Origin of the sequence: uncultured Arthrobacter sp., assembly GCF_947493765.1 — a bacterium.
GTDB lineage: Bacteria > Actinomycetota > Actinomycetes > Actinomycetales > Micrococcaceae > Arthrobacter_D.
The window spans coordinates 109,838-123,705 of the sequence record NZ_CANLSZ010000001.1 but is presented as its reverse complement, the minus strand read 5'-3'; the positions used below and the strand labels follow the sequence as shown (position 1 = coordinate 123,705).

Here is a 13,868-nt window from a genome sequence, read left to right as displayed (position 1 = left end):
GAACCAAGCTGGTTCTGCCCCGTTGTAGGAAGTCTACAAGGAGCGGGCGCGGCCGGCTGCCGCCGGTCTCGTCCTCGCTCCGGACGTCGGGCGCGGGCTGCGTCCCGGTGCCGCGCCCGCTCCGGGATGGCCGGCGTCCGGCGGTCCGCTTTCCTGTGCGAGGCGCCCCACCACGAGTGCGGTGTGCAGGACGTAGGCTTCGCGCGGGAGGAGGGGATCCCAGCCCGTCACATCGCAGACGCGCCGCAGACGGTAGCGCACGGTGTTCGCGTGGACGAAGAGCGACCGCGAGGTGGCTTCGAGGGAGTGACCCAGTTCGAGGTACGAGGACAGGGTCTGCTCCAGGCCGTTGGAGGCCGCGAGGAGCGGGCGGTAGATGCTGTGGACCAGGGCGTTGCGCGCCGTCGCGTCGCCCGAGACGACCCGCTCCGGCCACAGGTCCTCGGACGAGACGGGTCGCGGCGCGTCCGGCCAGGCCCTTGCGGCGGTGAGCCCGGCGAATGCCGCCTGCGCCGAACTGCTGGCGGTCACCAGGGAGGAGGCCTCCGGTCCGAGGACCACCGCCCCGGGGCCGAACAGTTCGCTGATGCGCGGGTAGGCCTTCGCCGGATCGCGGACACCGCCGAGGACCAGGATGAGTCGCTCGCCCTGGATCCCCACGAGCACGTCCTCGGCCAGGCGCCCCGTGATGCGCCGCAGCTCGTGCAGCAGGCTCGCGTTCGGGTCCTCCGGTGCGCTGCCGACCATCACCGTGATGGGTGCCTGCGACGTCCAGCCGACGGCGGCGATGCGGGACCGCAGGGCGTCCGAGCTCTCGCCCCGCAGGATGGCGTCCACGACGAGCGCCTCCAGCCGGGTGTCCCACGACCCCCGGGTCTCGGCGGCCCGAGCGTAGACGTCGGCGGCCGCGAAGGCGACCTCCCGTGAGTAGCGTAGGACCGCTTCGCGCAGGGGTCCCTGGTCCGGCTCGGGGGCGAGGAAGGGGACGTGGTCCTCGACGACCTGGACCACCACGCGGATCAGCTGCAGTGCCTTCTGCAGGCTGATGGACCGGGTCAGTTCCGTGGGGGCGGTCCCGAAGACGTCGCTGAGGACCCATGCGGGCGAGACGGGCTTCTGGTACCAGTTGACGAAGGACGCGATGCCCTTCTGGGCCACCATGCCGAGGGCGGAGCGCTCGTCGGGACGCAGGCCGCGGTACCACGGAAGATCGGCGTCGAGCTGTCGGAGGGTCGCCGTGGACAGGGAGCCGATGGTGGCGCGGAGTTTCTCCACGGTCGCCGGGTCCGGGGGAGTACTTCCTGCGTTCGTCGCTCCGGGGTCACTGCGGGCGCTCCCGGGGCCGTGTGCGGACTGCGGCATGTTCAGAGCATACGGCGTGCGCTCCACAGGTCCCATTTGTGTGAAGGCTACAAAAAGCGACGACGGCGTACCCGGGCGGTCAATTGCCCGGGCAGGCCGTCGTGTCGGCTGTTCGTGCGGTCAGGCGTCTCCGCCGGTGGTGCCGGTGGTGCCGGCATTGATGTCGTGCAGACTGTACTTCTCGATGGCCTGCTGCGGGATGCCCGCGTCGAGGTCGCCGCTGCGCACGAGCATCTCCAGGGCCCGGACCACGATCGAGTGGGTGTCGATCTTGAAGTACCGGCGTGCGGCCTGGCGGGTGTCGGAGAAGCCGAAGCCGTCGGCCCCGAGGGTCGCGAACTCGTTGGGCAGGAACTGGCGGATCTGGTCGGGCACGGCCTTCATGAAGTCGCTGACCGCGACGATCGGTCCGGCGGCGTCCTTGAGCTGCTCGGTGACGAAGGGGGTGCGGGGTTCGGTGTCGGGGTGCAGGAACGCGTGCTCCTCGGCGTCGAGGCCGTCGCGGCGCAGTTCGTTCCAGGACGTCACGGACCACACGTCGGCCGCCACGCCCCAGTCCTCGGCGAGGATCGCCTGGGCCTCGAGCGCCCAGGGCACGGCCACACCGGAGGCGAGCAGCTGCGTGGCCGGGCCCTCGGTGGTGGCGGCACGGAGCCGGTAGATGCCCCGGAGCAGGCCCTCGACGTCGAGGTCCTCGGGCTCGGCCGGCTGCAGGATGGGCTCGTTGTACACGGTGAGGTAGTACATGACGTTGCGGAAGGACTCGGGCTTGTCGCCGATGTCCCCGTACATCCGGTTCAGCCCGTCCTGCATGATGCGCCCGATCTCGTACCCGAACGCGGGGTCGTAGGACACCACGGCGGGATTCGTGGAGGCCAGCAGGGGCGAGTGGCCGTCGGCGTGCTGCAGCCCTTCGCCGGTGAGGGTGGTCCGCCCGGCCGTGGCTCCGATGATGAAGCCGCGCGTCATCTGGTCCGCGGCCGCCCAGATGCCGTCCCCGGTGCGCTGGAAACCGAACATCGAGTAGAAGACGTAGATGGGGATCAACGGCTCACCGTGGGTGGCATAGGCCGACCCGGCGGCGGTGAACGCCGCGAGGGATCCGGCCTCGTTGATGCCCGCGTGCAGGATCTGGCCCTCGATCGATTCCTTGTAGGCGAGGATCAGGTCCCGGTCCACGGACAGGTAGTTCTGGCCCTTGGGGTTGTAGATCTTCGCGGTCGGGAAGAACGAGTCCATGCCGAAGGTCCGTGCCTCGTCCGGGATGATCGGCACGATCCGCTCACCGAACTCCTTGTCGCGCATCATGTCCTTGAGGACCCGCACGAATGCCATGGTCGTGGCGGCCATCTGCTTGCCCGAGCCGCGCTTGGCGCCCTCGTAGGCCTTGTCCCCGGGCAGGACGACGTCGGAGTGCTCGGTGCGCCGCTCGGGCACGAAACCGCCGAGTTCCCGGCGCCGCTCGAGCAGGTACGCGATCTCCGGGGAGTCGGCGTCCGGGCGGTAGTACGGGGCGTTGTAGAGGTCGTCGTCGATCTGCTCGTCGGTGACCGGGATCCGCAGATGATCGCGGAATGCCTTCAGATCGGCGTTGGTGAGCTTCTTCATCTGGTGGGTCGCGTTGCGGCCCTCGAAGTGCGAACCCAGACCGTAGCCCTTGACCGTCTTGGCCAGGATCACCGTCGGCTTGCCCTTGAACTCGGTGGCCGCCTTGTACGCGGCGTAGACCTTGCGGTAGTCGTGCCCGCCGCGCTTGAGGTTCCAGATCTCCGCGTCGGACAGATCCTCGACCATGGCCTTGGTCTGCGGGGACTTGCCGAAGAAATGATCCCGGACGAATCCACCGGACTCGGCCTTGTACGTCTGGTAGTCCCCGTCCGGGGTCTGGTTCATGATGTCCACCAGCGCGCCGTCGTCGTCCTTGGCCAGCAGGCCGTCCCACTCCCGGCCCCATACGACCTTGATGACGTTCCAGCCGGCGCCGCGGAAGAAGGCCTCGAGTTCCTGCATGATCTTCCCGTTACCGCGTACCGGACCGTCCAGACGCTGCAGGTTGCAGTTGATCACGAAGTTCAGGTTGTCCAGGTTCTCGTTCGCCGCCAACTGCAGCAGACCACGCGACTCCGGCTCGTCCATCTCGCCGTCACCGAGGAATGCCCATACCTGCTGCCCCGATGTGTCCTTCACCCCGCGGTTGTGCAGATACCGGTTGGACTGCGCCTGGTAAATCGCGTTCATCGGCCCGATTCCCATGGACACGGTCGGGAACTCCCAGAACTCCGGCATCAGCCGCGGGTGCGGGTAGGAGGACAGGGCGTGGCCCTCCTTGGACTTCTCCTGGCGGAAGCCGTCCAGATCCTCCTCCGACAGCCGACCCTCGAGATACGCCCTGGCATACATGCCCGGGGACGCGTGACCCTGGAAGAACACCTGATCGCCACCATCGGGGTGGTTCCGGCCCTTGAAGAAGTGGTTGAAACCCACCTCGTACAGCGTCGCCGCGCCCGCATACGTCGAGATGTGCCCGCCCACCCCGATCTCCGGCCGCTGCGCGCGGTGCACCATCACCGCCGCGTTCCACCGCAACCACGCACGATACTTCCGCTCGATCTCCTCGTCCCCCGGGAACTCCGGCTCCTGATCCGGCGGGATCGTGTTCACATAATCCGTGGTCGTGACCATCGGCACACCCACCGACTGCGCACCGGCACGCTGGAGCAGCGACCGCATGATGTACTGCGCACGCTCGGTCCCCTGGGAACGGATCAACTGATCCAGGGACTCAATCCACTCCGCGGTCTCCTCCGGATCCCCGTCCGACTTACCCACCGTCAGACCGCTCAGGATGTCCGCCGTACCTTGTTCTGCAGCCACGCGCTATCTCTCCACTTCCACGGACCTGCGTCCATGTCGCTTTGTACCTGGACCCACCTCGTCGGCGGGTGCAGGAATGCATGCCGGCCGCCTGGCGACAGCGCCGCGGCCATATAGTTCCTCACTCTATCGCCGCCGCCGGTGCGGTGCGTAGCGACGAAGGGCTCCGGGGTGGATTACGCCGAGGGCGTGCCCGGTGACGCCCGCCGCGCGCCACCCACGACCGCGGGGTGAAAACCCAGTACTGGCTTGATGCCCGGCGTATAGATGCGTAGCGTATGAAGCGATCGGCTGGTAGCAACGAGCATGGACCCGAGGGCGCGTCACGTGACGGCCCGTCTTTTCAGGAGGAGCTAAGTGAGCGAGGCTGAAGCCGCCACTGCGGTCGACGTGGCAGGCAAGTTGGGTTTCAAGGACGGAGACCTCGTCCAGGAGCTCGGCTACGACGACGACGTCGACTTCGACCTCCGTGACCAGTTGGAGGGCGGTCTCGGGGGTGAACTGCTCACGGAGGACGACCAGGAGGTCGTCGACGGGGTGATCCTGTGGTGGCGCAGCGGCGACGGCGATCTCGTGGACGCGCTCGTCGATTCCCTCATCTCGCTCGATGCAGGCGGCGTGATCTGGCTCCTGACGCCCAAGTCCGGTCGTCCGGGCTACGTGGCCCCGGCGGACATCCAGGAATCAGCTCCCACGGCGGGACTGCACTCCACCTCCTCCGCCGGCGTGTCCAGCGAATGGGCAGCGACCCGGCTCGTCAGCCGGAAGCAGTAGTCCGTGGCCCTCGACATCGGCGCGGCTTCCCCTGACTTCTCCCTCGCCAACCAGTTCGGCGAGACCGTGGACAGTACGTCGCTGAGCGGCGGCTCCGTGGTGGTCTTCTTCCCCTTCGCCTTCTCGCGCGTCTGCACGGACGAACTCGGCGAGCTCCGGGACAATCTGGGCCTGTTCGACGCGGCGGGCGTGACCCTGGTGGCGATCGCCGTCGATCACAAGTACACCCTGCGGGCCTTCGCGGAGACGAACGACATCTCGTTCGACCTGCTGGCCGACTTCTGGCCGCACGGGTCGGTGACCCGTGCCTTCGACGCCTTCGACGAGACGCACGGATACGCCGAGAGAATCAGTTACGTCCTCGACGGACGCGGCTCGGTGCGCTCCGTCATCACCTCCCCCCACGGGCAGGGCCGACCGATCGCGGAGTACTCGCAGGCCCTGAGTTCGGTCGAAGACGCCCTGTGACCACTCCGGGTGACGGGGACGACCCGCTACCGGGGCCCGAGTCCCATCCACGCCTCGGCCTGACGGGATTCGTCAGTGAATCCCCCGCCTCGACGCTGGCCCCCCTCGCACCGCAGGAGCGGGCACGGTTGGACGACGCCGTCGCGGTGCTCGCAGGACTACCGCTGGCGGTCCTCACCGGCGCGGGCTTGAGCACGGACTCCGGGATCCCCGACTACCGCGGGCCGCAGTCCGTGAAGCGGAGCCCCATGACCTATCAGCAGTTCGTCGGGGACGAGTCCCTGAGGCGCCGCTACTGGGCGCGCAATCATGTGGGCTGGCGGCACCTGCGCCGAGCCGATCCCAATGCCGGCCACGCGGCGGTGGCCCGCATGGAGGAGCGTGGTCTGCTCACCGGGCTGATCACGCAGAACGTCGACAAACTGCATTCCTCGGCCGGCAGCTCCAACGTCATCGATCTGCACGGCACCTTCGATCGCGTGATCTGCCTCCAGTGCGCCTCGGTCTTCCCCAGGAGCCGGGTGGCGGAGATCCTCGAGGAACTCAACCCCGGCTATCTCGAGCGGGAGTCCGACGCCGGTGATGTCGCACCGGATGCCGATGCGGACGTCGACGACACGGGCGATTTCACCATGGCTCCGTGTCCGGTGTGCGGGGGCATGCTCAAGCCGGACTTCGTCTACTTCGGCGAGAACGTCCCGAAGGACAGGGTGGCGGCGGCGTACGGGCTCGTCGACGCGGCCGGGGCGCTCCTGGTCGCAGGGTCCTCCCTGACGGTGATGAGCGGACTACGCTTCGTCCGCAGCGCCGTCAAGCAGGGCAAACCGGTGGTGATCATCAACCGCGGATGGACGCGCGGCGACGAGTTCGCGACGCTGAAGATCGAGGTCGGAGTGTCCGAGGCCCTGACCTATCTGGCGGAGCGACTGCCTGATGTGTCGGCCGGGCAGGTAGCACTACAGAAAGAACGCGAGTAGTCCACCTCCGGTTTCGGGTAACGGATACCGTGTCGCAGCCGATCGCGCGAGGCTTACAGTCATGCCCTGGGTCTCTCAACTGGGGTGGAAAATGCGTAATACAACAAGGTCTCTGCTCGTGGGTGTCGGAACGGCCACCGTTCTCCTCGTTCCCCTGATGGTCGACGCCGGAGGTCAGGAGCTCGCCGACGCACCGGCGACCGCGGGTGTCGCGCCGGCACAGCTCCCGCCGGGAGGGAACTCCCCGGGCGGTACCGGAGGAGACTCCCCGGGCGGCACGGGAGTCGCAGGGAGCGAGCCGATCACTGCGCAGCCCTCGGAGGGGGCAGGGGGGTTACCCGGAAGCCCGGTTCCCGCCGGGAGCGGCATGGGTGGTGACCTGCCCGTCGAGTTGTTGCCCACGCCTGCCTACCCCTCCTGCGCGGTCGATGCCGCGGGAACCTGGTGGACCGATCCTGCCGACCCCTACACCTGCCTGCCGCCGGTGTCGCGTCCGTTCCACGAGCCGACGCCTCCGGGGATGCCGCCGGAGTTGTCGCGGCCGATCCTCGGGGATCCGGAGGAAGCGCTGGGGTCGCGTCCGTTCCACGAGCCGACGCCTCCGGGGATGCCGCCGGAGTTGTCGCGGCCGATCCTCGGGGATCCGGTGGAAGCGCTGGGGTCGCGTCCGTTCCACGAGCCGACGCCTCCGGGGATGCCGCCGGAGCTGTCGCAGCCGATCCTCGGAGAACCGGTGGAAGCGCTGGTTCCGGACGACTGCCGGGTGACCGGAGCGATGCAGTGCACCGTGACGATCATGGATCAGGCGTACGTGGTGGACTTCGTCGACGGCGAGCCCGTGGCCGTGGCCGTGGCTCGCTGAGACCTCTGGGACCTCGGAGACCCGAGCCGGCACCATGCCGGAGACGCGCCGGACGGATGCAGAGAACCCCGCCGCTTCCGGGTCGCGGACCCGGAAGCGGCGGGGTTCTGCCGTGGTGGGTCCTACCGGGATCGAACCGATGACATCCACGGTGTAAACGTGGCGCTCTACCAGCTGAGCTAAAGACCCGCGAGGACGCCCGGCCGGGTACCACCAGCCTGTCCCACGAGCACCGACTATACCGGCTGGCTTCCTGCTCGTGCCACTCGGTACGGGCTCACTCCTCCGCGGCGAGCTGACCGCACGCGCCGTCGATCTCCTTGCCCCGGGTGTCGCGCAGGGTGGTGGGGATCCCTGCCGCGCGCAGCCGGTTGATGAACTCTGTTGAGACACTCTTCTCCGACGCCGTCCAGATGGAGCCAGGCGTCGGGTTCAGGGGGATCGGGTTGACGTGCACCCAGCCCCTGCCCCGCTGGTTGAGCTTCTTCGCGAGGAGATCGGCGCGCCAGCCGTGATCGTTCATGTCCTTGATGAGCGCGTACTCGATGCTGACGCGACGCCCGGTGGTGCGGTAGTAGTTGTAGGCGGCGTCGAGCGCCTCGTCGACCTTCCACCGCGTGTTGACCGGGATCAGCTCGTCGCGGAGTTCGTCGTCCGGCGCGTGGAGGGACAGGGCGAAGGTCACCGGCAGCGACTCGGCAGCCAGCTTGTCGATCGCCGGCACCAGCCCGACCGTCGAGACGGTGATGTTGCGTGCTGACATCCCGAGGCCCTCGGGGGAGTCGTCGACGAAACGATGCAGGGCGGCCATCACCCGCTTGTAGTTCGCAAGAGGTTCCCCCATCCCCATGAACACGATGTTCGTCACGCGCGGGGCGTCGTGCCCGCCGTCGGTCCGCAGGCCGCCCAGGGCGCCCTCGGACAGTGCACGATTGGCGGCGACCACCTGGTCCACGATCTCGGCGGTCGACATGTTGCGCGTCAGCCCGGCCTGGCCCGTGGCGCAGAACGGGCAGTTCATGCCGCATCCGCACTGCGACGAGACGCACAGGGTCACACGGCCCGGATAGCGCATGAGCACCGACTCGACGAGCGCGCCGTCGAACAACCGCCACAGGAACTTGATGGTGTCCCCGTTGTCGGTCGTCAGGCGCTTCACCTCGGTGAGCAACGTCGGGAACATCGCACCGACCAGCTCCTCACGGCCGGTCTTCGGCAGATCGCTCATCTGCGCCGGATCGGTGGTGGAGTGGGAGAAGTAGTGCGTGGACAACTGCTTGGCGCGGAAGCCCGGGTACCCCAGTTCCTTGAGCCGCTCCTGGCGCTCGGCGAGGGTGAGGTCGGCGAGGTGCACCGGAGGCTGGCTGACCCGAGGCGACTTGAACTGCAGCAGGGGACGGCCGTCGCTCGCGACGATCGGCTGTGCACCCTCCACTTCGGGACGGACCTGTGGTCGGGCAGGGGCGGCGGGGGTAACGGTAACGTCGGACATCACTATCATTCTTTCACGGATGACACCAGCGTCCCAGTCGGGCGTGATGCCCGCCGCACGGTACCGGCCGGTGGTCCTCGGTGTGGGTCCTGCGCCCGCCCCGTGGGGGCGTGTGGCAACGCCGTCGGGACGGTAATAGTCTGAGGACGGCCGGACTTCCGCTGCGACCACGCACGGGAGCCTCGGCGCACGCAGCGCGATGCACCCAGCTGACAAACGACGGAGAACACAGTGAGCGCACAGATCGGTGTCACAGGCCTGGCAGTCATGGGGGCGAACCTCGCCCGCAATCTCGCCCGCAACGGGTACACCGTGGCCCTGCACAACAGATCCACCGAGAAGACCGACGCCCTGTTGGCGGACCACGGCGACGAGGGCGACTTCGTCCGCACCGAGACGCTCCAGGAGCTCGTCGATTCGCTCGAGAAGCCCCGCCGCGTCCTGATCATGGTCAAGGCCGGGGCGCCGGTGGATTCGGTGATCGATCAGCTGACGCCGCTGCTCGAACCGGGCGACATCGTGATCGACGGCGGCAACTCGCACTTCGAGCACACCCGGCGCCGCGAGGCCGCACTGTCCCGGCACGACCTCCACTTCGTGGGCGTCGGCGTCTCGGGAGGGGAGGAGGGAGCTCTGCTGGGCCCGTCGATCATGCCCGGCGGCTCCCGTGAGTCCTACGAGTCCGTGGGACCGATGCTGGAGAAGATCTCCGCCAAGTACAACGGGGAGCCCTGCTGCCGCTGGATCGGCACCGACGGGGCCGGGCACTTCGTGAAGATGGTGCACAACGGCATCGAGTACGCGGACATGCAGGTCATCGGGGAGGCCTTCGACCTCCTGCGCTCCGGTGCCGGGATCGAACCGGCCGACCAGGCGAGGATCTTCACCGACTGGAACACCGGCACGCTGTCCTCCTATCTGATCGAGATCACCGCCGAGGTGCTGGGCCACACGGACGGGAGGACGGGCAAGCCGTTCGTCGATGTCGTCGTCGATGCAGCCGGCCAGAAGGGCACCGGGCGCTGGACGGTCGTCTCGGCGCTGGAACTGGGCAGTCCGACGTCAGGCATCGCGGAGTCCGTGTTCGCCCGCGCCCTGTCCTCCCAGCAGGACCAGCGCCTGCTCGCGCAGGAGGCCCTGCCCGGCCACGAGGCGTCCGTGGAGCTACCGGAGGACTTCGTGGAGGACGTGCGGCTGGCGCTGTACGCGTCGAAGCTGGTGAGCTATGCGCAGGGCATCGACATGCTGACGGCAGCGGCCGCCGAGTACGGGTGGGACCTCAAGCTCGACGAGATCGCCTCCCTGTGGCGCGCGGGCTGCATCATCCGCGCCGAACTGCTCGACGACATCATGAAGGCCTACGCGGGCCAGGACCGTCCGGCGAATCTCCTGCTCGCCCCGGCCTTCACCGAGGCGATCGCAGGCGCCGTGCCGGCATGGCGCCGTGTCGTGGCCACCGCTGTGCAGCTCGGCATCCCCGTCCCGGTCTTCTCCGCCTCGCTCGCGTACTACGACGGGCTGCGCCGCGAGCGTCTGCCCGCCGCGCTGACGCAGGGACTGCGCGACCTCTTCGGCGCGCACACCTACAACCGCGTGGACGCCGAGGGGACGTTCCACACGCTGTGGGGAGCCGATCGCGCCGAGGTGGAGGGCGTCGACACGCACTGAGGTCGGTACGCGCCCGGGCCGACAGGCGCCGAGCAGCACCGTGCATGTCCTCCACACGACGATGCCCCGACCGGAACCGGTCGGGGCATCGTCGTGCCGGGTGCGGAGAGCGTGCTCAGATGTAGATGGCGGGATCCACGTACTCCGCCGGATCCACCGCGGGCTGCGTCTCGCGCCGGGAGTCCCGATGCCTTGACGTGGCCGGGATGCCCGTCACGATCGAGTCCGGCGGGGCGTCCTTCACGACGACGGCGTTGGCGCCGACGGCGCTCCCCGCACCGATGGTGATGGGACCGAGGACCTTCGCTCCCGCGCCGATGGTGACGCGATCGCCGATGGTCGGGTGGCGCTTCACGCGCTCGAGGGACCGGCCGCCGAGCGTTACGCCCTGGTACAGCATGACGTCGTCGCCGATCTCCGCGGTGCTGCCGATCACGATCCCCATGCCGTGGTCGATGAAGAAGCGCCGACCGATCGTCGCCGCAGGGTGGATCTCCACCCCCGTGAGCGTGCGCGCGAGCTGCGACAGGGCACGTGCCGGGAAGCGGAGGCTCTCGGTGCGCCACATCCGGTGCGTGAGCCGATGCACCCAGATGGCATGCAGTCCCGAGTACACCGCGGTCGTCTCGATGGGGCCACGGGAGGCCGGGTCGTGTGTGCGGGCGGTCGCGAGATCCTCGCGCAGTCGGTCCAGAAAGCCCACGGGCCGTCCTCTCAGGGGTGGTGATCAGCTTTGCCGCCGGGAATGCTCCCGACGGGTCAGCCTCGGATGTCGTCGAAGAGCACCGTGGAGATGTAGCGCTCGCCGAAGTCGCAGACGATGGCCACGATGAGCTTACCGGCGTTCTCCGGACGCTTGGCGAGCTCGAGGGCGGCCCACACGATGGCTCCCGAGGAGATCCCTCCCAGGATGCCCTCCTGGGTCCCCAGCGCCCGCGCCACGCGCACGGAGTCCTCGACGGTCGCATCGAGGACCTCGTCGTAAGCCTCGCGGTCCAGGTTGTCCGGGACGAAATTGGCCCCGAGGCCCTGGATCTTGTGCGGGCCGGGTGCGCCGCCGTTGAGGATGGGGGAGTCGGAGGGCTCCACGGCGACGATCTGCACACCGGGCTTGCGCTCCTTCAGGACCTGGCCCACGCCGGTGATGGTCCCGCCGGTGCCGACGCCGGCGACGAAGACGTCCACCTCGCCGTCGGTGTCCTCCCAGACCTCTTCCGCCGTGGTGGTGCGGTGGATCGCGGGGTTCGCGGCATTGGCGAACTGCTCCGCCCAGATGGCGTTGTCGGTCGTCGCGACGATCTCCTTGGCCCGGTCGACGGCGCCTCGCATGCCCTCCGACCCGGGCGTGAGGACGATCTCGGCACCGTACGCGCGCAGCATGACCCGCCGTTCCGTGGACATCGTCTCCGGCATGGTGAGGATCACCCGGTAGCCCCGGGCCGCTCCGACCATGGCCAGGGCGATCCCCGTGTTGCCGGAGGTGCCCTCGACGATCGTCCCGCCGGGCCGCAGCGCGCCCGCCTTCTCGGCGGCATCGACGATGGCCACCCCGATGCGGTCCTTCACGCTGTTCGCCGGATTGTAGAACTCGAGCTTCACGGCGACCTGGGCGTCCAGGCCCTCGGTCAGTCGGTTCAGCCGCACGAGGGGCGTCCTGCCGACCAGCTGGGTGACGTCGTCGTAGATCTTTGCCATGGGTGTACCTGCCTGTTCGGGAGGGGAGGTGGACGAGGAGGTGATGCACGGCCCGTGCGGTGCGATGAGCGACGACGCGGGCCCGGTGGTGCTGCGGCCTAGGCCGCGAGCCACTGCGCGTGCTGCTTGCGCGCCTTGGAGAGCTTGGGGTCGATGATGACCTGGCAGTACCCCTGTTCGGGGTGCTTCGCGTAGAAGTTCTGGTGCACGTCCTCGGCCACGTGGAACTCCGGGAGCCGGGTCACCTCGGTGACGATCGGGTTCCTCCAGTTGGCCTGGTTCCTGCGGATGGCCTCCTCGAACGCCTCCTGCTGTGCCGCGTCCTGGTAGTACATGACGCTGCGGTACTGCGTGCCGACGTCGTACCCCTGGCGGTTCAGGGTGGTGGGGTCATGGGAGACGAAGTACAGGTCGAGGATGACGTCCTCGGGGATGACGGTCTCGTCGAAACTGACGGCGACCACCTCCGCGTGCCCCGTCATGCCGGAGCAGACGGAGTCGTAGTCGGGATCTCTGGTGTGGCCGCCGGTGTAGCCCGACACGACCTCGGTCACGCCGCGGGTCTTCTGGTAGAGCGCATCGAGGCACCAGAAGCAGCCTCCTCCAAGTACGAAAGTCTTCATATCCTTCTCAATGCGCCACCCGTCCCGATGATTCCCGGCCGGGATCAGCCTGCGGTGAACAGACCGGGCTTGGTGGCATCAGCCCGCTGCGGGTATGACTGGGGCATGGGACGGAACCAGGACGAGGCCGGTACGGAGACGGGAACCACCCCGACGGTGGCGGAGGTGCTCGCGGCCGTCGGGGAGCTGTGGCCAGAGAGCCTGGCCGAGGGGTGGGACGCCGTCGGGCCCGTCACGGGCCGCGGCGGCAGCGCGGCGGGCAGGATCCTGTTCGCGGTCGATCCGACAGCAGCTGTGCTCGATGAGGCGCTGGCGTGGGGAGCGTCGATGATCGTGTCGCATCATCCGCTCCTCCTCAAGCCCGTCTCGAGCGTCACCGCGGCCGGCTACAAGGGCGAGGCGATCCACCGGCTCATCGAGTCGGGATGCGCCCTCGTGACGGTCCACACCAACGGCGACAGCGCCGTGGGCGGGGTGTCCGACGTCTTCGCCGCTGCGCTCGGGCTGCGTGGCGTGGCGCCCCTCGTGCGGGCCGAACGCGGGTCACCGCAGGAGGGCCTCGGGCGTGTCGGGGACCTCGTGGAGCCATTGCGCCTGGCGGATCTCGCCGCGGCGGTCTTCTCGGTCCTCCCGGCCGTCGCCGGAGGGGTCCGCGTGGCGGGCGACGGCGACGCCCTCGTCCGCCGGGTCGCCGTCTGCGGGGGAGCCGGTGACTCCCTCTTCGACGCCGTACGCGCAAGTGGTGCCGATGTCTACGTCACCGCCGACCTGCGCCACCACCCCGCCTCCGAGGTCCGGGAAGCCGCGGGGGGAGGGACTCCCTACCTGATCGACGTCTCCCACTTCGGCAGCGAGTGGCTCTGGCTCACTCCCGCGGCCGCCGCCCTGGGTGCCCTGCTCGGGGAGCGGGGATTCAGCACCGACATCCGGGTGAGCGGGATCACCACCGATCCCTGGGACTTCGTGCTCACGCCCGGCCCCTGATGCTCCGGTGAGGGTACCCGCACCGGAGCATCAGGGGCGGACGGACGGCGTGGCCTAGGCTGGGAGCGGCGTCCATGCCCCATCATCGT

At 68.7% G+C, this 13,868-nt stretch carries 12 protein-coding genes and 1 tRNA gene; 6 read left to right on the top strand and 7 right to left on the bottom strand.

What is annotated here, in order from left to right; translation table 11 throughout:
* Window positions 1-33 precede the first annotated feature (33 nt).
* Window positions 34-1,362, bottom strand: coding sequence for a CdaR family transcriptional regulator (locus Q0747_RS00630; RefSeq protein WP_298251335.1), 1,329 nt, complete (start codon window positions 1,360-1,362; stop codon window positions 34-36).
* A 120-nt stretch (window positions 1,363-1,482) separates the two neighbouring features.
* Window positions 1,483-4,236, bottom strand: coding sequence for a pyruvate dehydrogenase (acetyl-transferring), homodimeric type (gene aceE, locus Q0747_RS00625; RefSeq protein WP_298251334.1), 2,754 nt, complete (start codon window positions 4,234-4,236; stop codon window positions 1,483-1,485).
* A gap of 357 nt (window positions 4,237-4,593) precedes the next feature.
* On the opposite strand from aceE, the gene Q0747_RS00620 reads away from it, so the two are divergent.
* The 4 genes from Q0747_RS00620 (at window position 4,594) to Q0747_RS00605 (ending at window position 7,317) form a co-directional block, all read left to right on the top strand.
* A complete protein-coding gene (locus Q0747_RS00620; protein WP_298251333.1) occupies window positions 4,594-5,010 on the top strand; it encodes a DUF3052 domain-containing protein in 417 nt (138 codons plus the stop codon).
* Window positions 5,011-5,013: 3 nt separating this feature from the next.
* Window positions 5,014-5,478, top strand: coding sequence for a redoxin domain-containing protein (locus Q0747_RS00615; RefSeq protein ID WP_298251332.1), 465 nt, complete (start codon window positions 5,014-5,016; stop codon window positions 5,476-5,478).
* 95 nt (window positions 5,479-5,573) lie between these two features.
* Entirely contained in the window at window positions 5,574-6,455 is an 882-nt protein-coding gene (locus Q0747_RS00610) for an NAD-dependent protein deacetylase (protein ID WP_298251739.1), read from the top strand.
* 91 nt (window positions 6,456-6,546) lie between these two features.
* A complete protein-coding gene (locus tag Q0747_RS00605; protein WP_298251331.1) occupies window positions 6,547-7,317 on the top strand; it encodes a hypothetical protein in 771 nt (256 codons plus the stop codon).
* Between the two features lie 113 nt (window positions 7,318-7,430).
* Here Q0747_RS00605 and Q0747_RS00600 read toward each other — a convergent pair.
* Both Q0747_RS00600 and rlmN read right to left on the bottom strand, forming a co-directional pair.
* Window positions 7,431-7,506, bottom strand: a tRNA-Val gene (locus Q0747_RS00600).
* Between the two features lie 88 nt (window positions 7,507-7,594).
* Window positions 7,595-8,809, bottom strand: coding sequence for a 23S rRNA (adenine(2503)-C(2))-methyltransferase RlmN (rlmN, locus tag Q0747_RS00595; protein WP_298251330.1), 1,215 nt, complete (start codon window positions 8,807-8,809; stop codon window positions 7,595-7,597).
* A gap of 231 nt (window positions 8,810-9,040) precedes the next feature.
* On the opposite strand from rlmN, the gene gndA reads away from it, so the two are divergent.
* Window positions 9,041-10,477, top strand: coding sequence for an NADP-dependent phosphogluconate dehydrogenase (gene gndA, locus Q0747_RS00590; protein WP_298251329.1), 1,437 nt, complete (start codon window positions 9,041-9,043; stop codon window positions 10,475-10,477).
* A gap of 115 nt (window positions 10,478-10,592) precedes the next feature.
* Here gndA and epsC read toward each other — a convergent pair whose 3' ends face one another.
* From epsC to msrA, 3 genes are all read right to left on the bottom strand, one after another.
* Complete coding sequence (epsC, locus tag Q0747_RS00585) at window positions 10,593-11,180, bottom strand: serine O-acetyltransferase EpsC (RefSeq protein ID WP_298251328.1); 588 nt, start codon at window positions 11,178-11,180, stop codon at window positions 10,593-10,595.
* A gap of 56 nt (window positions 11,181-11,236) precedes the next feature.
* Complete coding sequence (gene cysK / locus Q0747_RS00580) at window positions 11,237-12,172, bottom strand: cysteine synthase A (protein WP_298251327.1); 936 nt, start codon at window positions 12,170-12,172, stop codon at window positions 11,237-11,239.
* Between the two features lie 98 nt (window positions 12,173-12,270).
* On the bottom strand, window positions 12,271-12,795 hold the full coding sequence (gene msrA / locus Q0747_RS00575) for a peptide-methionine (S)-S-oxide reductase MsrA (RefSeq protein ID WP_298251326.1): 525 nt from the start codon (window positions 12,793-12,795) through the stop codon (window positions 12,271-12,273).
* 105 nt (window positions 12,796-12,900) lie between these two features.
* Here msrA and Q0747_RS00570 point away from each other — a divergent pair, with 105 nt between their 5' ends.
* Window positions 12,901-13,779, top strand: a complete 879-nt coding sequence (locus Q0747_RS00570) for a Nif3-like dinuclear metal center hexameric protein (protein ID WP_298251325.1) — start codon at window positions 12,901-12,903, stop codon at window positions 13,777-13,779.
* The last annotated feature ends 89 nt before the right edge of the window (window positions 13,780-13,868 follow it).

What these genes read in the sequence shown, in the direction of transcription:
- Q0747_RS00630 (WP_298251335.1), bottom strand. Translation starts at nt 1,362, where the DNA reads ATGCCGCAGTCCGCACACGGCCCCGGGAGCGCCCGCAGTGACCCCGGA.
- Q0747_RS00605 (WP_298251331.1), top strand. Translation starts at nt 6,547, where the DNA reads ATGCGTAATACAACAAGGTCTCTGCTCGTGGGTGTCGGAACGGCCACC.
- rlmN (WP_298251330.1), bottom strand. Translation starts at nt 8,809, where the DNA reads ATGTCCGACGTTACCGTTACCCCCGCCGCCCCTGCCCGACCACAGGTC.
- cysK (WP_298251327.1), bottom strand. Translation starts at nt 12,172, where the DNA reads ATGGCAAAGATCTACGACGACGTCACCCAGCTGGTCGGCAGGACGCCC.
- msrA (WP_298251326.1), bottom strand. Translation starts at nt 12,795, where the DNA reads ATGAAGACTTTCGTACTTGGAGGAGGCTGCTTCTGGTGCCTCGATGCG.
- Q0747_RS00570 (WP_298251325.1), top strand. Translation starts at nt 12,901, where the DNA reads ATGGGACGGAACCAGGACGAGGCCGGTACGGAGACGGGAACCACCCCG.